This window comes from Pseudemcibacter aquimaris, from assembly GCF_028869115.1.
Classification (GTDB): domain Bacteria; phylum Pseudomonadota; class Alphaproteobacteria; order Sphingomonadales; family Emcibacteraceae; genus Pseudemcibacter; species Pseudemcibacter aquimaris.
The window spans coordinates 310,582-330,710 of the sequence record NZ_CP079800.1 but is presented as its reverse complement, the minus strand read 5'-3'; the positions used below and the strand labels follow the sequence as shown (position 1 = coordinate 330,710).

At 44.3% G+C, this 20,129-nt stretch carries 16 protein-coding genes; 1 reads left to right on the top strand and 15 read right to left on the bottom strand.

Annotated features, from left to right (window positions below; translation table 11 throughout):
- Positions 1–894 carry an RNA polymerase sigma factor RpoH gene (rpoH, locus tag KW060_RS01525; RefSeq protein WP_249036716.1) on the top strand — a complete coding sequence of 298 codons (894 nt, stop codon included), beginning with the start codon at positions 1–3 and terminating at the stop codon, positions 892–894.
- Between the two features lie 21 nt (positions 895–915).
- On the opposite strand, the gene KW060_RS01520 is transcribed toward rpoH, so the two are convergent.
- From KW060_RS01520 to KW060_RS01450, 15 genes are all read right to left on the bottom strand, one after another.
- Positions 916–2,220 carry an adenylosuccinate synthase gene (locus KW060_RS01520; RefSeq protein ID WP_249036715.1) on the bottom strand — a complete coding sequence of 435 codons (1,305 nt, stop codon included), beginning with the start codon at positions 2,218–2,220 and terminating at the stop codon, positions 916–918.
- Between the two features lie 21 nt (positions 2,221–2,241).
- On the bottom strand, positions 2,242–3,393 hold the full coding sequence (locus tag KW060_RS01515) for an ATP phosphoribosyltransferase regulatory subunit (RefSeq protein ID WP_249036714.1): 1,152 nt from the start codon (positions 3,391–3,393) through the stop codon (positions 2,242–2,244).
- 147 nt (positions 3,394–3,540) lie between these two features.
- On the bottom strand, positions 3,541–5,118 hold the full coding sequence (serA, locus tag KW060_RS01510) for a phosphoglycerate dehydrogenase (protein WP_249036713.1): 1,578 nt from the start codon (positions 5,116–5,118) through the stop codon (positions 3,541–3,543).
- A gap of 42 nt (positions 5,119–5,160) precedes the next feature.
- Positions 5,161–6,315 carry a phosphoserine transaminase gene (locus KW060_RS01505; protein WP_249036712.1) on the bottom strand — a complete coding sequence of 385 codons (1,155 nt, stop codon included), beginning with the start codon at positions 6,313–6,315 and terminating at the stop codon, positions 5,161–5,163.
- Positions 6,316–6,425: 110 nt separating this feature from the next.
- Positions 6,426–6,911: a DUF6702 family protein gene (locus KW060_RS01500; protein WP_338050556.1), complete on the bottom strand. Its 486-nt coding sequence runs from the start codon at positions 6,909–6,911 to the stop codon at positions 6,426–6,428.
- Positions 6,912–6,955: 44 nt separating this feature from the next.
- Positions 6,956–9,388 (bottom strand): M1 family metallopeptidase, encoded by a 2,433-nt coding sequence (locus tag KW060_RS01495; RefSeq protein ID WP_249036710.1) that lies wholly within the window; start codon positions 9,386–9,388, stop codon positions 6,956–6,958.
- A gap of 78 nt (positions 9,389–9,466) precedes the next feature.
- Complete coding sequence (thiD, locus tag KW060_RS01490) at positions 9,467–10,261, bottom strand: bifunctional hydroxymethylpyrimidine kinase/phosphomethylpyrimidine kinase (RefSeq protein ID WP_249036709.1); 795 nt, start codon at positions 10,259–10,261, stop codon at positions 9,467–9,469.
- Positions 10,262–10,266: 5 nt separating this feature from the next.
- Positions 10,267–11,622, bottom strand: a complete 1,356-nt coding sequence (gene glmM, locus KW060_RS01485; protein ID WP_249036708.1) for a phosphoglucosamine mutase — start codon at positions 11,620–11,622, stop codon at positions 10,267–10,269.
- Between the two features lie 75 nt (positions 11,623–11,697).
- Positions 11,698–12,720, bottom strand: a complete 1,023-nt coding sequence (gene folP / locus KW060_RS01480) for a dihydropteroate synthase (protein ID WP_249036707.1) — start codon at positions 12,718–12,720, stop codon at positions 11,698–11,700.
- 78 nt (positions 12,721–12,798) lie between these two features.
- Positions 12,799–14,727 carry an ATP-dependent zinc metalloprotease FtsH gene (gene ftsH / locus KW060_RS01475; protein ID WP_249036706.1) on the bottom strand — a complete coding sequence of 643 codons (1,929 nt, stop codon included), beginning with the start codon at positions 14,725–14,727 and terminating at the stop codon, positions 12,799–12,801.
- A gap of 155 nt (positions 14,728–14,882) precedes the next feature.
- Positions 14,883–16,214: a tRNA lysidine(34) synthetase TilS gene (gene tilS / locus KW060_RS01470; RefSeq protein ID WP_249036705.1), complete on the bottom strand. Its 1,332-nt coding sequence runs from the start codon at positions 16,212–16,214 to the stop codon at positions 14,883–14,885.
- Entirely contained in the window at positions 16,205–17,101 is an 897-nt protein-coding gene (ybgF, locus tag KW060_RS01465) for a tol-pal system protein YbgF (RefSeq protein WP_249036704.1), read from the bottom strand. Before ybgF ends, tilS begins: the two co-directional genes overlap by 10 nt.
- Positions 17,102–17,215: 114 nt before the next feature.
- The gene (locus KW060_RS01460; RefSeq protein ID WP_249036703.1) at positions 17,216–17,728 is read right to left on the bottom strand and encodes an OmpA family protein; all 513 of its coding nucleotides are present in this window, start codon (positions 17,726–17,728) and stop codon (positions 17,216–17,218) included.
- 194 nt (positions 17,729–17,922) lie between these two features.
- A complete protein-coding gene (gene tolB, locus KW060_RS01455; RefSeq protein WP_249036702.1) occupies positions 17,923–19,263 on the bottom strand; it encodes a Tol-Pal system beta propeller repeat protein TolB in 1,341 nt (446 codons plus the stop codon).
- Between the two features lie 63 nt (positions 19,264–19,326).
- Entirely contained in the window at positions 19,327–20,127 is an 801-nt protein-coding gene (locus KW060_RS01450) for a TonB C-terminal domain-containing protein (protein ID WP_249036701.1), read from the bottom strand.
- Positions 20,128–20,129 lie beyond the last annotated feature (2 nt).

Here is a 20,129-nt window from a genome sequence, read left to right as displayed (position 1 = left end):
ATGGCACAGAATAACCTACCGACAATATCGCCGGATGGAAGTTTAACGAGCTATCTGCATGAAATCCGTAAATTCCCAATGCTTAAGCCAGACGAGGAATTTATGCTCGCCAAAGCATGGACGGAACACGGTGATACGGATTCCGCGCATAAGCTTGTGACATCACATCTGCGTCTTGTGGCGAAAATCGCCATGGGATATCGCGGGTATGGTTTGCCACTGGGTGACCTGATTTCAGAAGGTAACGTCGGCATGATGCAGGCGGTAAAACGTTTTGACCCTGATAAAGGGTTCCGACTTGCCACGTACGCCATGTGGTGGATTAAAGCATCCATTCATGAATATATCCTGCGTTCATGGTCGCTTGTTAAAATCGGCACGACCGCCGCACAGAAAAAATTATTCTTTAACCTACGCCGTATTAAAGGCCAGCTTGAAGCGGTTGATGATGGTGACCTTCACCCGGATCAGGTGACGGAAATCGCCAACAAGCTTGATGTTAAAGAAGACGAAGTTGTGCAAATGAACCGCCGTATGTCCGGTGGTGATCATTCCCTGAATGCGCCAATGAAAGCCGATATTGAGGGCGAATGGCAGGACTGGCTTGTTGATGAAGACACACCAGATCAGGAAACGGCCTATGCTGATGCGGAAGAAATGGATTATCGCCGCGGATTGATGGCCGATGCCATGAGCGCGCTTAATGAACGTGAACAGCATATTATTGCTGAACGTCGTCTAAGCGATAGCCCAAAAACGCTGGAAGAGCTAAGCATCGAATATAACATCAGCCGTGAACGCGTTCGTCAGATCGAAGCACGCGCGTTTGAAAAGCTGCAGCAAGCCATGCAAAGTGCTGCAGCCGAAGACAATATGATTACGATTGATCAGTAATCAATCGTAATCAATTCATTCTTATTCAAATGGATTTTTAACCAGGATCGTGTCGTCACGTTCCGGGCTTGTGGATAGAATTGCCACTGGCGTTTCGATTAGTTCTTCGATACGGCGTACATATTTAATCGCATTCGCCGGAAGATCAACCCAACTACGGGCGCCGAATGTGCTCTCGCTCCAGCCTTCCATGCTTTCATAGATCGGCTTCACGTTTGCCTGATCATCTGTTGATGCTGGGAAGTAATCGAGCTTTTCACCGTTAAGTTCATAACCAACACAGATTTTAAGTTCTTCCATACCGTCAAGAACATCAAGCTTGGTTAAAGCGATACCCGTGATGCCGGAAATTTTCATCACTTGACGCACCATGATCGCATCAAACCAACCACAACGGCGGCTACGACCCGTAACGGTGCCAAATTCATGACCACGTTCACCAAGGCCTTGACCAACTTCGTCAAACAGTTCCGTTGGGAATGGACCACTGCCGACACGTGTTGTGTATGCTTTCGTGATACCAAGAATATAATCAAGGCTGCCCGCGCCCATACCGGAACCACCGGCCGCTTGTGATGCAACCACATTGGATGATGTTACAAATGGGTATGTTCCGTGGTCAATATCAAGCATGATGCCTTGCGCACCTTCGAACAGGATTTTCTTACCTTCTTTTTTCGCTTCATCAAGGATTTTCCAGCTTGCGCCCACAAGCGGTAATACATGCTTTGAAACTTCCATGATTTGCGCGATCAATTCGTCACGGTTTACTTCATCAAATCCAAGTCCTTTACGCAGTGGGTTATGATGCGCAAGCAGCACATCAACACGTTTTGCAACGGTTTCTTCGGATTTAAGGTCACACACACGTAATGCACGGCGTGCTACTTTGTCTTCGTATGCTGGGCCAATACCACGGCGTGTTGTTCCAATTACCGGACCAGTTTCAGATTTTGCTTTCGCGGCATCTTCGCGGATCGCATCCAGTTCACCATGAAGCGGCAGAATAAGTGAACATCCTTCCGAAATCAGAAGGCTTTCAGCGTTAATGGTTACGCCTTGCTCGCTTAATTTTTTCATTTCTTTCACAAGCGCCCATGGATCGACCACAACGCCGTTACCGATAACAGAAAGCTTTCCACCGCGAACAATGCCGGACGGAAGAAGACTTAATTTATAAACTTCACCATCAATCACAAGAGTATGTCCGGCATTATGACCGCCTTGGAAACGCACGACCACATCGGCACGCTCACTTAACCAGTCAACAATTTTACCTTTACCTTCGTCGCCCCATTGGGAACCAACAACAACTACATTAGACACGTTTTCTTCCTCTCATCATCTTCAGGAAATATTTTCAATCTGACCATCAAGCCAGACACATTCACAACCCATTCTTTTGGCTTCAGAAACAGTGTCATCCGTTTCCGTTAGCCCTTGAATGGTTCTATAATTTTTATTCTGAAGCTCGTTCAGAATGGCTCTATCTGTTCCTAGCGGAATATATATTTTTTCTGCGCCCTTATATTCACCGATCGCACGAATAAGGCTATCAAGATAAAGGGAAAATCCGGTTGCAGGCTCGCCTTCGCCGCGTTCGGCGTTTACGATATATCTGCCACCACGGCCAAGTTCACCACGCACACCGCCCGCAAAGAAACTAAAACTAATACCCGTTTGATATTCAAAGCCGGTATATTCACCCGGATCAATGGTCACAACCAAATCAGGGGCGACATTCGATAATTTTTCAACGAGTTTTACAAGCTCATCAACAATTGATTTCGCAGCCACCGGCAGTGAAAGCACCCCAATAGCATCAAGCGCTTTTTCAGCGGGGCCCGCTGCACCAAGCAACGCGCGGCTAATCTCACCAATTTCGTCCTGAATATTGGAAAGTTCGCCGATATCCTTGGCATCAAGGGCATGACGCACAAGTTTACTTGTCGCATCATCAAGGCCAAGACCATCCGTAATCGCCGGAACCAACATTGGCATCGCCAGATCAATGCTTAATTTCTTTGCGCCTGCGGCCTTAAGCGCATCATAAGCAAGCATAATAATTTCAACATATGCTTCCGTGCTATCGGAACCAATAAGTTCCACACCCGCCTGTTTAAATTGGCGTTCCGGGCGCAGTTGTGTTCCTTTAATTCTTAAAACATCACCAGCATATCCAAGACGTAATGGACGCGGTGCATTTTTAAGCCTTGAATGGGAAATACGGGCCACCTGCCCCGTCATGTCCGTACGCACACCCATCATGCGCTGTGACGCAGGATCAAGCAAGCGGAACATATTGCGAGAGTGTGCCTTTCCAGGCCCCAAAAGAAGGCTTTCTTCGAATTCCACCATCGGCGGCAGAACCAGATCATATCCATTAGAAGAAAAGCTGTTTAAAAGGTTTTCAACAACCTTGGTTTCCTGCATTGCATCGCCGACAAGACTGTCGTGCAATCCTTCTGGCAGCAGGGCTGTTTCATTTGGTTCAAGCATTTTTTTAAAGCCGATTGAAATTAGACTCACAGTTTCGCTGTGCTTATATCACCAATGGCAAAAAACCCAAAACGAAAATACGAAAAAAGGGAGGGCTAAAACCCTCCCTAATTGTAGAAATCAAATTTGGATACAGTTTCTACAATATTAAAAATTTAAAGCCTTAACGCGGCGTACCTGATCGATCTTGCAAATCTCTGCAATAACCGCTTCTGGTGCCGCTTGATCAACCGCAACAAGGGCGATAGCACGACCACCTTCATGGTGACGACCAAGGTTAAATGTCGCGATATTTAGACCGCCTTCACCAAGAATTGTACCTAGTGAACCGATAAAGCCCGGCTTGTCTTCGTTTGTGGCAAAAATCATATTGTCTGTCAGTTCACCTTCAAGACGGATGTCATCAACCTGTACGATACGTGGACGACGATCCGCGAACAATGTTCCTTCAACACCAAACTCACCTTTATCCGTGATAACTTTTACACTTACGAGCGTGTGGTAATCGCCTTCACCTTCGTGTTTGCTTTCAACAACATCGATGTCACGTTCTGTGGCAATGCTTAACGCATTGACCATGTTCACACTGCTTAATAGCGGACGAAGAAGCCCTTCAACAACAATCGCAGTTAATGGACGAACGTTAAGATCCGTTACATCACCTTGATAGCCGATATGGATTTCTTTAATTGCATCTTCTGTAAGCTGACCGACAAATCCGCCAAGCTGGCCAACTAGTGACATATACGGGCTTAAACGTTTTGATTCTTCCGCTGTCAGGCTCGGCATGTTCAGTGCGTTTGTTACTGCACCATCAAGCAAGTAATCTGACATTTGTTCTGCAACCTGCACGGCCACGTTAACCTGTGCTTCTGTTGTGGACGCACCAAGGTGTGGTGTTACCACAACTTTTTCATGACCAAATAGAACGTTTTCTTTTGCTGGCTCAACCGCAAACACATCAAGCGCCGCACCGGCAACCTTACCACTATCGAGTGCTTCTTTCAGCGCATCTTCATCAATAAGACCGCCACGCGCACAGTTAACGATACGTACGCCGTCTTTCATTTTTGTGAATGCATCCGCGCCAAGAATACCTCGTGTGCTATCCGTTAATGGCGTATGAAGCGAGATAAAGTCAGCACGTGGAAGAAGTTCATCCAGCTCAACCTTTTCAACGCCGATTTCTTCTGCGCGTTCTTCGGATAGGAACGGATCAAACGCGATTACTTTCATCTTAAGGCCGATTGCGCGGCTTGCTGCGATCGCACCAATATTACCGCAACCGATAATACCAAGTGTTTTTGATGTAAGCTCGACACCCATAAATTTGGATTTTTCCCATTTCCCTTCGTGGGTTGATGCACTCGCTTGCGGGATTTGACGCGCAACAGCAAACATCATTGCAATGGCATGTTCAGCGGTCGTGATGCTGTTGCCCATTGGCGTGTTCATTACAACAACACCGTTACCTGTTGCTGCTGGAATATCAACGTTATCAACACCAATACCGGCGCGGCCGACAACTTTCAAATTCGTCGCAGCCGCCAGAATTTTCGGTGTTACTTTTGTCGCTGAACGAATGGCAAGACCATCATATTCACCAATTTTTGCTTCTAGTTCTTCTTTAGTTAGTCCAACGATTTCGTCGACTTCAATACCGCGCTGTTCAAAAATTTCTTTTGCAAGCGGGCTCATCTTATCAGAAATAAGTACCTTAACCATCAGGTGTACCTTTCATGTAATTCGGTTTTTAAATGTAAAAAATTATTTATAAATACTGCGTACTTCGTCGTGCGCCCAATCAAGCCATGGCGTCAAATCAGCAAGATTTTCCGCTTCGATGGTTGATCCGGCCCAAATACGAAGGCCCGCTGGCGCATCACGGTAAGCACCGATGTCATAAGCAACGCCTTGCTCATCAAGTAATGATGCAAGTTTCTTTGCCGCTGTCGCTTTGTCATCGTCGGACAGGTTTTGGAACCAGTCAGCCGTGATTTTAAGACACACTGAAGTATTCGATAATGTCGCAGGATCCGAGGCCAGGAAATCAACCCAATCGGTTTTTTCGACCCAAGATTTAAGCACCGCAAGATTATCTTCTGAACGCTTGATCAGTCCTTTTAGACCGCCAACTTCAGCGCCCCAGTTAAGGGTATCAAGGTAATCTTCAACACATAACATAGATGGTGTGTTGATCGTTGCCCCTTTGAAAATACCTTCGATCAGTTTTCCGTTTTTAGTAAGGCGGAAAATTTTCGGAAGCGGCCATGACGGCGTATAATTTTCAAGGCGCTCTACAGCGCGTGGTGACAAAATAAGAATGCCATGCGCACCCTCGCCACCCATCACTTTCTGCCATGAGAAAGTGGTAACATCTAATTTTTCCCATGGAAGATCCATGGCAAATGCCGCTGAGGTCGCATCACAAATTGTAAGGCCGCCTCTATCTTCGGCAATCCAGTCACCATTTGGCACTTTAACGCCAGACGTTGTACCGTTCCATGTGAACACCACATCACGGGCGAAATCAACTTGGCTTAAGTCCGGAAGTTCACCATATGGCGCTTCGATTTTACGGACATCATCAAGCTTAAGTTGTTTGGTTACATCGGTAATCCATCCCGATCCAAAGCTTTCCCATGCAAGCATATCCACGCCACGCTCACCAAGCAGTGACCATAATGCCATTTCAACAGCACCGGTATCTGAACCCGGCACGATACCAACACGGTAACCTTCAGGTAATTCTAAAAGTTCATGCGTTTTATCAATTGCTTCTTTTAAGCGGGATTTGCCGATTGCGGCACGATGAGAACGCCCAAGAGGCGCATTTTTTAATACATCAATCGTCCAGCCCGGGCGTTTCGCACACGGACCTGACGAAAACAGCGGTGACGCTGGTTTCTTTTCTGGTAACATCAATTTTCTCCTATTCCTTCCAGAACAGACGTCCCTCGTTGGGGAGGGATAGCCCACAGCGGAATATAGAGATCAAAAATTAATTGTCAATCAGAAGCTTGATGAAAAATTTATGACGGGTCAAATGGGTAGTCGCCAGTCTGACCGCTGAATGATATTTGATAGAGTTTACTGTCATATTGAAACGTATGACTTTTCACCTTACCGTCCAGCTTTACATTGACTGTATTGCTTTGTTCTTCAAAGAGATCCATTAATATCCGGTTGGTCAAAATCAATGTGTCCTGACCATCTGATAATGGCGCTTCCTGATAAACATAAATGTCGCTGAATGTTACCTCAACACCGATCCAATTCAGTGGAATTTGATCGCCGTCTGTGCCGTAAAGCGCGAATGACTGGATGATATATTCCTGTAAAAACGACTCAATTATGTCGTCGGTTAACTCAACCGGCCCACCGTTATACCGCATCAAAAGATCTTCAATATCATGTGTGAATAAACGGTGGGTAATTTCGATGGTCCCTTTTTCAGATTGCATATCCACTTGGCTAAAGGCCGCGTAGAATCGATGTGCGTGACTAGGAATAGCCACGCACAAAATTAAAATTGGAAATAATATTTTGGTGAAAAATTTCACTATTGATACTCTTTCACAAGTGCATCAAATTTACGCTTTGCACTGCGTTCATCATCTGCATCTTTCTTTTCTTTTTCGGACTTGTAATCCTCAAGCGATTTAACCTCTTCAAGGTTTTCTTTCAGCATGTCACGACGCTGTCTTGCCTTTTGTTTTGCAAGATCAAATCTGCTTTCAAGAATACGGCGCGGGAAGAAGTTATTAAACATATCCGCATCCGCTGTTTCATATTTCGGATCAAGAGTAACCGATGCGATTTCCTTATCAGTTATGATCATTTTGGTCACATTTTTATAATTTTGCTTCCATGTTTCAGCCGGAAAACGCTTTTCTTCCTTGCTGCCATCAGCATATTCAATTTCAAGATAGATCGGCATGATAAGCCCACCAACATTCGAGAAATCCATCAGATAAATATGACTATCATCATTAAGAAGTTCGACCTGCCAATCTTCGAGTTCCGCGATCAATTTATTATATTCGTCGCGTTGCTTGTTAGTGACAGTGAATTCATCATTATCGTTATAGAAATCCTTAATCGATGGGAACTCATCAACGCGTTTGGGAAGTTCATCATTACTGAAATATGATGGATGCGTACGTTTTGCCATTTCTTGACGGCGTTTGAACGCTTCCTCGATTTCAGGATCTTTGGTATCGATGGTGAAATGACGTACATTATCAAGCGAAATATCAACATGTTCCGTGGTATAGAACCATCCACGCCAGAACCAATCGAGATCAACGCCACTGGCATCTTCCATTGTGCGGAAGAAATCAGCGGGTGTCGGACGTTTAAATTTCCAACGCTGTGCAAATTCACGGAAAGCAAAATCAAACAATTCCGGCCCCATGATACTTTCACGAAGGATATTAAGCGCCGTTGACGGTTTCGCGTAGGCATTATTACCTTTTTGAAGCAATGATTCCGAATTGGTCATAATCGGAACCTGATTTGTACTTGTCATATACCCGGTAATATTACGCGGATCGATACGGCCAAGCGGGTAATCATCTTTCCATTCTTGATGAGCAAGGTTTTGAACAAACGTATTTAAACCTTCATCCATCCATGTCCATTGACGTTCATCTGAATTGATGATCATCGGATAATAGTTATGACCAACTTCATGAATAATCACGCCGATAAGACCGTGTTTTGTACGGCGTCCATATGTACGTGTTCCATCAGGGTGCGTTGTTGGGCGCGCACCGTTAAAGCTGATCATTGGATATTCCATACCACCAATCGGACCGTTCACGGAAATGGCCACCGGATAAGGGTATGTCATTGAATATTTATTATAAACCTGAAGCGTATGCATCACGGCTTGTGTAGAAACATCTGACCATAAAGGCTGACCTGCCATCGGATAATAAGACATGGCCATAACAGTTTTGCCGTTTTCTTTCATTCGGTAACCCATGGCATCCCAGATAAATTTACGCGATGATGCAAAGGCAAAGTCACGTACATTTTCCGCCTTATAATGCCATGTTTTGGTTTCAGATGATTTTTCCTTTTCGTTTTCAACCGCTTCTTCCGGAGTTACGATGAAAATCGGAACGGATGCTGTGCGTGCTTCGATCAAACGGTCACGTTGATCTTGTGTTAACACCTCTGCATCATTTTGCAGCACGCCTGTTGATGCCACAATATGATCCGCAGGCGCCGTAATTGTCACGTCATAATTACCAAATTCCAGAGTAAATTCACCACCACCCACGAAATCTTTATTATGCCAACCGTCATAATCTGAATATACGGTTACACGCGGGTACCAGTGGGCGATTTCATAAATATAGTTATCATCACGTTTGAAATATTCGGCCGCCTGACGGGAACGAAGGATTTTTGAATCCATAATATTATATGACCAATCAATCTCGAAATCCGTGATTTGGTTTGGCTCAAGTGCGGTCGGCAAATCAATACGTAGCATTGCACCAACAACAGTATAAGGAAGATCGTTGCCATTTAAATCCTGTAAGCGGCTTACTTTAAAACCACCGTCAAATTTACGGCGTTCAACATGGCTACGAAATGCGGAAAATGACATCCCTTTTGTGTTTTTAGAAACAGTTTCACTGCTAATATCCATCGACGTTTCTGGATCAAAACGGTTTTGATCCATTTGCAGCCAAATATATTTAAGAGCATCCGGGGAATTATTATAATATTTAATCGTTGCTGAACCTGTAATCGATTGATTTTCATCATCAAGCGTCACATCAATTTTATAATCGGCCTGTTGCTGCCAATATTCATGGCCAGGCGCACCTGATGCTGTTCTATACGCGTTGGGTGTCGGCAAATATTCATTTAATTGACGGAATTTATCATTCAGCTGTTCCATGGTTTGTGCATTGGATTGCACAACAAGCGCAGCCGCACCAATAAAACCAAAAATGACGGATTTTAGTTTGAGCATTTCTATAGTCCCCTAACTGACTTTTATATTTTGTTGGGGCGATAGTATATTTTATTGGCGGGTTAGTCCAGTATGACGTTATTCAACACGGACAAGATGATTTAACGGGCCGCAACCACTACCAAATCCGGGCGCTGCCTCTAGTGCTTTTTGAACGAAATTATGGGCACGGTTAACAGCATCCTCAAGCGCTAATCCTTGCGCAAGTCCGGTTGCGATGCCTGATGCAAGCGTGCATCCGGTACCATGATTGTCTTTACCCGGAACACGAAGGGCAGAAAATATTTTTTCTGAATTTTCCGTAACCAACAAATCGGTCAGAATATCCCCTTTTAAATGACCACCTTTTACAAGTACCGCTTTTGGTCCCATTTCCAAAAGATCATATGCCGCGCGTCGCATATCATCCATATTTTTTAATAGCTCAACACCCGTTAATTTTGATGCTTCTGCAAGATTAGGGGTAAGTAATGTCGTTAACGGCAGAATTTCAGAAACCATCGCACGCACACTTCTTGGTTTCAGAAGCATCGTACCACTGGTCGACATCATCACCGGATCAACTACAAGCGGCACATCTGCTGCATGTTTACCGATTATTTCAGCAATGCCTTCAATGATTTCCGGTGACATCAACATGCCGGTTTTAATGGCATCGACACCAATATCACCTATAACAGATAAAACTTGGGATTTGACGATATTTTCCGGCACCGGTTGAACGTCGCTGACCATATTGGTATCCTGAACCGTAATGGCGGTGATCGCCGACATGGCATACGCACCCAGTGATGAAATGGTTTTTATATCCGCCTGAATTCCGGCGCCACCACTTGAATCTGAACCCGCAATTGTTAGTACTCTACCCTTCATTATAATCAGGCACTTCCCACTGTTGCTTCTACGGATGCGACAATATCATTCGCAACATTTTCAATCAGTGTATCATCATCGCCTTCAACCATGACACGGATAAGCGGCTCTGTACCTGATTTACGGATCACAACACGGCCATTACCATTTAATGAATTTTCACCGTCAGCAATAGCTTGTTTTACATGATTATCTGAAAGCGGGTCTGTGGCCTCATCATACCTTACATTTTTAAGAAGCTGTGGATAAGGCTCAAACAGCCTGAATAATTCACTTGCCGGACGTCCTTTTTCCACAAGAACCGCCAAAACCTGAAGCGCTGCAACAAGACCGTCACCCGTGGTGTTAAAATCACTTAGCACGATATGACCTGATTGTTCCCCACCGACATTACAGCCAAGCTCTTGCATTGCTTTAACCACATATCGGTCGCCAACCTTGGTACGCACCAAATTTAAACCGAGCGATTTCATATGTTTTTCAAGACCAAGGTTTGACATGATGGTCGCTACAAGTGCGCCACCCTTAAGCTTGCCTGACTGATCCCAATTGGTGGCAATTGTTGCCATCAACTGGTCACCATCGATGACCTCGCCTTTTTCATTACAAATAATCAATCTGTCTGCATCACCATCAAGAGCAATACCGATATCGGCACCCGTTTCGATGACTTTATCACACATGGCTTTCGGTTTGGTTGAACCGCAATCTTCATTGATATTTGTTCCATTTGGTGAAACACCAATGGCAATAACCTCTGCACCCAATTCCCATAGAATTTCCGGTGCTGTCCTATATGCGGCGCCATTAGCACAATCAATAACAATCTTAAAACCATCTAATCTTAAATGTTTGGGAAAAGTGCTTTTGGCAAATTCATTATAACGACCAACCACGTTTTTAAGACGCTGTGCTCGTCCCAGTTCTTCTGATGCAACAAGATGTTCGTTATATCCGTTATCCATCATGCTTTCTATTTGAAGCTCGATCTCATCCGATAGCTTATTGCCATCAGGCCCAAACAACTTGATACCATTATCATGAAAGGGATTATGTGACGCAGAAAGCATCACACCCAGATCTGCACGCAGTGATCTTGTTAGCATCGCAACAGCCGGGGTTGGCACTGGGCCAAGAAGTACGACATCCATGCCCATTGATATAAAGCCGGATGTTAACGCAGGTTCAAGCATATACCCGGAAAGACGAGTATCTTTACCAATGACGACACGATGCTGATGATCGCCATTGGTAAAATAGCGCCCCGCGGCCATACCAACGCGCATGGCAATTTCTGATGTCATTTTACCTTCGTTCGCTTTACCGCGAATTCCGTCCGTCCCGAAATATTTTCTCGTCATTTTATTTTTTCTTAAATTGAGCTTAACTTTTATACCAATAAATAGCGATTTTGTCTTAACAGAAGCTGAATATTGTTAAAAATTGTCTTTTATATGGCGAATTTTCTTAAATACCGATATGGCTTGCACGGTTTCAGGAACATCATGAACGCGAACAACCTGAACCCCGTTCTGCACACAATATTGCGCCGCAGAAAGTGAACCCGGCAATCTATTCGCCGCAATTTCTTCACCACTGATTTTTCCAATAAAGCTTTTTCTGGAAACACCAATTAAGATTGGAACACCAAGTCCGTGGAAAATTGCAACATGTTTTATCAGTTCAATATTATGATCCACTGTTTTGCCAAAACCAATACCTGGGTCAATAATAATTCTGTTCTTGTCAATTCCGTTCGCAACACAAAATTCAATTCTGCTTTCCAAATAATCATAGATTTCCAGAACAGCGTTTTGATAATTCGGGTTATCCTGCATATTTTCAGGTGTACCCTGCGCATGCATTAAAATGACGGGAACATCGGTTTCTTTCAACACTTCGATGGCTTTAGGATCATGTTCAATCGCACTAACATCATTGATGATATGGGCGCCTTCTTTAACAGCCGCTTCCATAACATCAGCATTGCGGCTATCAATTGAAACATTGATTTTTAAATCAGAAATCTTTTGGATTACAGGAATTACGCGATTTAGTTCTTCATCAATTGAAACGGGTTCTGCACCAGGTTTTGTGGATTCACCGCCAATATCAAGAATATCACAGCCTGCATCTATCATTTCTTGAGCTTGCTTGATTGCTGAATTCGGGTCAGCAAATTTTCCACCATCGGAAAAACTATCCGGCGTTACATTTAACACGCCTTGAATAATTGTATCTTGAAAATCCAGATTTAAAATATTGCTTCTTTTCGCAGCAATATTATCAATCAATGTCCAAAGTTTGGCTTTTTTATCATCATCCAGTGTTGAAAGATAAACGCCAAGACTATTTACAGGAATTGTTTCCGAAGATATTTCACCCGCACTTTTTGTAATAATGCGAACAGCGAAGCAACGTAAATCGCTGCCCAGAATTTCCATGGATACATCATCCAATAAATTAAAGCCCCTGGTAATTCCCAGGGGCTCTATGTAGTAGCTTGAATCTACTGCCATCCCCATTTGTTCTTTATCCTAACCTTCTGGAACAGGGTCCGAACCGACACCGCCTTCCTTGTCATCAGATTTTTTTGCATCATCTGATTTTTTGGTTGTTGGTACAGAACCTGTCGGCTTGTTATCTGTCTTGTCCTCGTCATCGAAATCTTTATGGATATCTTTACCGGCAAGAAGATCGTTTATTTCGTCACCACTAAGTGTTTCATATTCGAGCAACCCTTTACCAAGTGTATGAAGATCATCAAGATTATCATTAAGCACTTGTTTTGCTTTTTCATGTGCTTCATCCACAATACGGCGGATTTCTTCATCAATGATTTTCGCTGTCGCCGCAGAAACATTTTGTGTTTGCGATACAGAATGACCAAGGAAAACTTCCTGTTGGTTTTCACCATATTCAAGTGGGCCAAGAATATCGCTCATGCCCCATTGGGTTACCATGGCACGTGCCATTTTGGTTGCATAAGAAATATCAGATGATGCACCACTCGTCACCTTATCATAACCAAAGATAATCTCTTCAGCCACGCGACCACCCATTGCAACCGCAAGATCAGCATGCATTTTTTCACGTGATTTTGAAAGCTGGTCATGTTCCGGCAGACGCATCACCATACCAAGCGCACGACCGCGTGGAATGATTGTTGCCTTATGAATTGGATCAGATGCCGGACAATGAAGCGCCACTAGTGCGTGACCTGCTTCATGATAAGCAGTTAATTTTTTCTCTTCTTCCTGCATGACCATGGAACGACGTTCCGCACCCATCATCACCTTGTCTTTGGATTGTTCGAAATCTTCCATTGTGACAACGCGCTTGCCTCTACGTGCTGCAAGAAGTGCTGCTTCGTTCACAAGGTTCGCAAGATCCGCACCAGAAAAACCCGGTGTACCACGTGCAATTACGCGTGGCTTAACATCCGCAGCAAGTGGAACTTTTTTCATATGAACTTTAAGGATTTTCTCACGGCCAAGAATATCAGGATTTGATACCACCACCTGACGGTCAAAACGTCCCGGACGAAGTAGCGCCGGGTCAAGAACATCCGGACGGTTTGTCGCCGCAAGCAGGATGATACCTTCATTCGCTTCAAATCCATCCATTTCAACAAGCAGCTGGTTGAGCGTTTGTTCTCGTTCATCGTTACCGCCACCAAGACCGGCACCACGGTGGCGACCCACTGCGTCGATCTCGTCAATAAAGATAATACATGGAGCATTTTGTTTACCCTGTTCAAACATATCACGAACACGGCTCGCGCCAACACCGACAAACATTTCCACAAAGTCAGAACCGGAAATGGTGAAGAACGGTACATTCGCCTCACCCGCAATTGCACGGGCAAGAAGCGTTTTACCAGTTCCAGGAGGGCCCACAAGAAGCGCGCCTTTCGGGATTACCGCACCAAGACGTTGATATTTGCTCGGGTCTTTTAAGAACTCAACAATTTCTTCAAGCTCTTCTTTGGCTTCTTCGATACCTGCGACATCTTCGAATGTGACGCGTCCCGACATTTCATTAAGCAGTTTAGCCTTTGATTTACCAAAGCCCATGGCTTTTCCGCCGCCACCCTGCATCTGACGCATAAAGAATATCCAGATACCGATCAGAATAATGAAAGGAAGCCATCCGGACACAAACATCCAGAATGCGCTGGTTTCAACAGGTTTCGCATTAATATTAATGCCTCTTTCATTCAGCTTATCAATAAGCGTGGCATCATCAGGTGCGTATGTTTGGAACGTTTGACCATTGGTCATCGTACCCGCAATATTATTTTCCTGTATCGTGACGCTGGTGATGCTGCCATTTTCAACACCCGCCAAAAATTCAGAATAGGAAATTTCCTGACGTGCATCACCGCCAGCTGGTCCCTTAAACGCACTGAATAGCGCAAGAAGCAAAATTAAAATGATAAGCCAGAATGCAAAATTACGTTTCATATTGTCCACGCATTAAACCTTTATTTAGTACCTGAAATTCAAACCTTAATGTTCCATAACCAATAGATAGGGGCAAATGCGCCAGAAACAAGTTGAAAATATATATTTTTATCAATGTTAGCCGTTTTTATGGCAATTACATAACATAATACGAGTTAATCGTTAAAAACGGCTGAAAATTTCCCCGAAAAATCCAATTTTATTTTATTAATTAGCAAATCAGGAAGAATCACCTGACCATTATTATCAATTAAAACCGGTAAAGTCGGCAATAATTTATCCCTTAACTTATAATCATCAAAAAGTTCATAAAGTTCTGTTTTTAAATCAGGGTGCTTTTCTGATAACTGATCCATATGATCCGTGCTAAATGAAACCACTGTTCCTATTTGACCACACAAATTGATCATGAAACGACCATCCCATAAAATTTGTTTCGCTTCCGTAATTTTAATTTCATGATCTATATTGGCTGCTTCTCTTACAAACTCAAAATATCCCTCTTTGGTTTTATGAAGCACGACACCTGCGAGTGTTCTACCGTTAAAATCGTTATTACCCAAATCTGAATAGAGACTCAAAAGTTTTTGATATCTAGGCCCATAATCATTGCCACCAATTTTCTTGAAAATACGACTTAGCATTCTTAAAGCGATTTCTTCGTGTAGAGTATGATGAAAACCCGAATTTAACCGCGCATACCCCAATTCATTAATTTCAAGATATTGCGATTCGGCCTGTTCCGTTAGTTCATCAAGCAAATCTCTGACACGTGACATCCGTTTTGCAGTGGATGATAATCGGTCACTATCAAGCCCATCCAAATCTGTTTCTTGTAATAAGTTTCTAACTTTTACCCGTGTGAATGACGTATTTTCATTACTGGGGTCATTGATCCATTCCTGCCCCTTTACTTTTAGGGTTTCAAGCAAGCGTGATTTATCAACATCCAGAAACGGACGGCATAATTTTAATTCAGTATTCACGTTTTTCTGTGGAACCGGTGATACCTTATCCATGGCGGATAATCCATCAACACCACTACCACGCAGCAGACGAATTAAAAATGTTTCCGCCTGATCATCTTTATGATGGGCTAAGAATAAATGATTGATTTTATGGTCCGCGCAATACTCCGCCATTAATCTGTATCTGGCATCTCGTGCATCATTTTGAATATTCGCCGATGGTTTATCACCCTGCCATTTAAGTGTTTCATGATTGATATTATATGCTGATAACCAATTATTGACTTGTTCTGCTTCTTGAGCTGCCTCAGTCCTTAAACCATGATTGACGGTTAATGTCGTCAGATGAACCGAATGTTCACTACACCAATCACCAAGCATTAAAGCAAGCGCCATACTATCCGCGCCACCGGAAACGGCCACAGCGATCTTTGTAGAGCATCCAATATCCAGCCCCGCCATTAATTCATTGAATTCGGCGCTTGTTAAGGGGGAAAGATTACCCCCTTTTAACTGCATCCTGCTTTTCTTTCTTCGGTCGGACGAAGTCGGGTATTTTCCGTGCTGTCCGGGAAGCGGGCATTTAATTCGCGGAATACTTCGCAGGCGTCATTTTTCTCACCCAAAAGGTTAAGCGACATACCGACTTTTAATAAATAGGCCGGTGCTTTTGAACTTTCCGGATATTTGCTCATCCCTTCAAGGAATGTACGGGTCGCATCAGCATAATTGCCGCGCGCATAATATGTTTGGCCAAGCCAATATTGTGCATTACCCGCTAATTCGTCCTGCGGGTGTTGCTCAAGAAATTCTAGGAAATTAATTTCTGCTTCTGCGTAATTGGCATTGGAAACAAGGCCATATGCATAATCATATTTTTCTTTTGGTGTGCCGCCTGCTGTACCACTTGCTGCTGGTGCTGTTGATGCGCCGGCCATTGGTGCCGCCATGCCGCCACCTGCACTACCACTTACCATACCTCTACCATTTTCCAGTTCACCAAAACGGAAATCATTATCTTTCTGCATGGTTTCAATTTGGCGGGTTAATTGATTAACCTTGAAATTTGCCTCTTCAAGTTGGCCTGTCATTTGGCGGATTTGTGTTTCAAGCTCTGAAATACGGATATTAATTTCTGCCATCAATGCACCCTCACCACCCACTGGCATGTCAAGCGGTGCCGATGTCACTGCATCCGCGCTTGATGATTGCTCTTCGCCAGATTGAAAACGGCTACCTGGTGTAAATACGCGGCGCTGAAGCGCATTTAATTGCTTTTCAATCGCGGTCAATCGTTGGCGTGTTGATTGTGCAGACGATGTATCGATGGTCAAAATGAACATCGCCATCGCAAGTGCTGCCGTCATTAATAGGGTCGTTGTTTTATGATGCATTATATTTAACATCTTTTAAGCTCCGTATGCTTTACATATTAATTTTCGGGTTTATCCGTTAGCCCTAAAAAAAATGCCCGCGCGACTGTCCAACGTCCCACGGGCATTCTTTAAATAATTCGAGTATTACTCTACGCGTGTTTTACCACGACGGTTTTTGTTGTGGTCTGTACCCATTGGACGCTCTTTACCGTAGCTTACTGTACGGATACGGTTAGCGCTTACACCCATTGCAACAAGATAGTTCTTAACCGCGTTTGCACGGCGATCACCAAGTGCAAGGTTGTATTCACGTGTACCACGCTCGTCACAGTGACCTTCAACAACGATAGATTTGTTATGAGTTTTCATCCAGTTGGCTTGTGCCTGTAGAATGCGACGTGCATCCGCATCAACATCATAACGGTCAAAACCGAAGTGAACCATTGACGCATCCATACCAGCCATCAGGCTGTTCTCAAGATATTCTTGAGTTGTTGTATCAACTGGTGCAACTTCTGGTGCAGGAGCTGGAGCTGGCGCTGGTGCTGGGTCAGCTGGTGCTTCCGTTACAGCAGTGTCATTTGTATTCGCACATGCACTTAACACAAGTGCGGCCCCTACCATTATTAAATATTTCGCATTAATTTTATTAAGCATTTAGTGATCCTTCACATATAATTTTGTGTATTCTTATTTTTCCAAACTTCTGTCATTCCCCATCAGAATTGACATGCGCAATCAATCATATATTCCCTTGGCCCATATAATTACCCGTGACTATAAACATAGATTCGTCAGGAATCAAGCGGCATCAAGGGGATAAAGTGATAAATTTTTCCATACGTTAACCATTAATCCATTAACGGTGACCACGCCGGGTCGGAACCATCAAGTGGCGTGATAATCTGACGTTCGTTATATCCGGTCAAATCGATGGACCAAAGCTGTGTTTCACCGCCCCCACCACGGTTATCGTATGGGTATTTACGGTAATACATAAGTACACGTCCATTTGGTGCCCAGGTTGGCCCCTCCTCGAAATAACTTTCGGTGAGAATCCGTTCCCCTGATCCATCAGGACGCATCACACCGATATAGAATTTACCGCCAAGCTGCTTAGTAAAGGCGATCAAATCACCCCGTGGTGACCAAACCGGTGTCGCGTAACGCCCTTCACCAAAACTGATGCGGTTTACGTTGCTGCCATCGGCATCCATCACATAAATCTGCTGTGTCCCACCACGGTCAGAGTTAAACGCAATCTGACGCCCAAATGGTGAATAACTCGGGGATGTATCAATGGCTGAATGACTGGTCAAACGCGCGATTTGGCGCGTGCGCAAATCCATTGAGAAAATATCTGAATTTCCTCGTTCCGCTTTTGACATGATGATGCTTTCGCCGTCAGGTGAAAAGCGCGGCGCAAATGTCATACCGTCAAATTCACCAAGCATTTCCGACTTTCCTGTTTCAAGATCAAAAAGATATACACGCGGCATATCGTTATAGAACGACAGATACGTAATAACCTGTTCGGTTGGTGAAAAACGTGGGCTAAGGATCATATATGATCCATCGGTCATAAATTGATGATTATGTCCATCCTGATCCATAATCGCTAAGCGACGAATACGATCAAGGTATGGACCATGTTCTGCAATATAAACAATTCTAGTATCAAAATATCCTTTTTCACCTGTTAGGCGTTCGTATATCAAATCCGAAATTTGATGCGCCACTTTTCGCCATGCTCGTGGCGATGCCGTTAACCGTTTTCCTTCCATCATTCTGCCATCAAATACATCCCAAAGCATGAATTCGATACTGACCTGACCATCTTCGCGCAATGCAACATTACCCGTCACCAGAGCCTGTGCACCAATCGCACGCCAATTGGCGAATTGCGGTGCCGTGCTCGCTGAGCCGGAATTAATAAACGCACGCTGATCAATCGGTGCAAATAGTCCTGATCTTTCAAGGTCCGACGTGATCACCTGAATAATTTGTTGACCCAGTTCTCTTCCCGTACCATGGGACGTCAGGTCCTGATCGCTACCCACAAGGTTCGCAAGCGCAATTGGCATTGGCTGCACGTTACCCTGGGTAATATCAATTTCAATTACCGCGTGGGACGAGAGTGTCCCAAGGGCAAAACCAACTAGGGAAATCAATAAAATTTTCAAGTGTTTCACACGTATTCTCCGGTTCTATATTCTTTTATTATTGTTATTCTTTAGTCATCAATCGTGACAACATTATGATATCATGGCGGACGGGTCAAAATTCATTTTAATATCACGCCAGTAATCATACATATCACTTGGTAATTCAAGGTCACTAAATGGCGCACAGCTTAATACCGCGCGTCTTGCGCTATCGGCGGCGGTACGTTGTGGCCCGGACATTCTTACATAATCATCAATGCGCGGCTGCCCCATAATCGAGCCATCCCGTGACAGGCTAAAAAATACAGTCACTTTAAGTGTGCCTGCCTCAAAAGCGCCGGATGGCGGGTTCCAGCAGCCATAAATTTTCTTTTGAATGGCCGCAACTATGCTCATGGTTTGGCGGCGTACATCAAGTGATGTTGCCTTTTGTTCTCTTTCGCCGAAACGCTCTGTAAGTCTTTCTGTGACAGATTGTGTTTCTGGAATTTTATTCAAAAGCGCGGCCATTCGGTCACTGGTCATTCTGCTTGGTGGGCGTGGCCTTGAGCGCGGGCTAACGGTTGGTGCTTCTGCGCGCACTTCCGGTTTTGGTTTCGGCGCAGGCTTATCTTTTGGCTGATCCATTAATGGCATGGTTGATGCCATTTTCGGTGGTGGGGGTGGTAATTCTGCTGCACGGCGTGGACGGTCCGGCGGCGCGGGTTTGTCTTTTGGTTCAACGCGTTTTGCAATTTCCTGTGTCGCGGTCTCTTTTGCAATTTCGACCATTTCCACCGGAATGATCACCATTTCTACATCTCTGGGGGTGCTGAAAAACGGGATACCCACCGTTGCGATCAGCAACAGTGCCACGTGTGAACCACCAGAAATGTATAATGCGTTCTTCAAAT

Bases quoted from the DNA above. Each gene is read 5' to 3' on its own strand.
- rpoH (WP_249036716.1), top strand. From the start codon at position 1: ATGGCACAGAATAACCTACCGACAATATCGCCGGATGGAAGTTTAACG.
- KW060_RS01515 (WP_249036714.1), bottom strand. From the start codon at position 3,393: ATGCTTGAACCAAATGAAACAGCCCTGCTGCCAGAAGGATTGCACGAC.
- serA (WP_249036713.1), bottom strand. From the start codon at position 5,118: ATGGTTAAGGTACTTATTTCTGATAAGATGAGCCCGCTTGCAAAAGAA.
- KW060_RS01505 (WP_249036712.1), bottom strand. From the start codon at position 6,315: ATGTTACCAGAAAAGAAACCAGCGTCACCGCTGTTTTCGTCAGGTCCG.
- KW060_RS01495 (WP_249036710.1), bottom strand. From the start codon at position 9,388: ATGCTCAAACTAAAATCCGTCATTTTTGGTTTTATTGGTGCGGCTGCG.
- thiD (WP_249036709.1), bottom strand. From the start codon at position 10,261: ATGAAGGGTAGAGTACTAACAATTGCGGGTTCAGATTCAAGTGGTGGC.
- glmM (WP_249036708.1), bottom strand. From the start codon at position 11,622: ATGACGAGAAAATATTTCGGGACGGACGGAATTCGCGGTAAAGCGAAC.
- ftsH (WP_249036706.1), bottom strand. From the start codon at position 14,727: ATGAAACGTAATTTTGCATTCTGGCTTATCATTTTAATTTTGCTTCTT.
- tilS (WP_249036705.1), bottom strand. From the start codon at position 16,214: ATGCAGTTAAAAGGGGGTAATCTTTCCCCCTTAACAAGCGCCGAATTC.
- ybgF (WP_249036704.1), bottom strand. From the start codon at position 17,101: ATGTTAAATATAATGCATCATAAAACAACGACCCTATTAATGACGGCA.
- KW060_RS01460 (WP_249036703.1), bottom strand. From the start codon at position 17,728: ATGCTTAATAAAATTAATGCGAAATATTTAATAATGGTAGGGGCCGCA.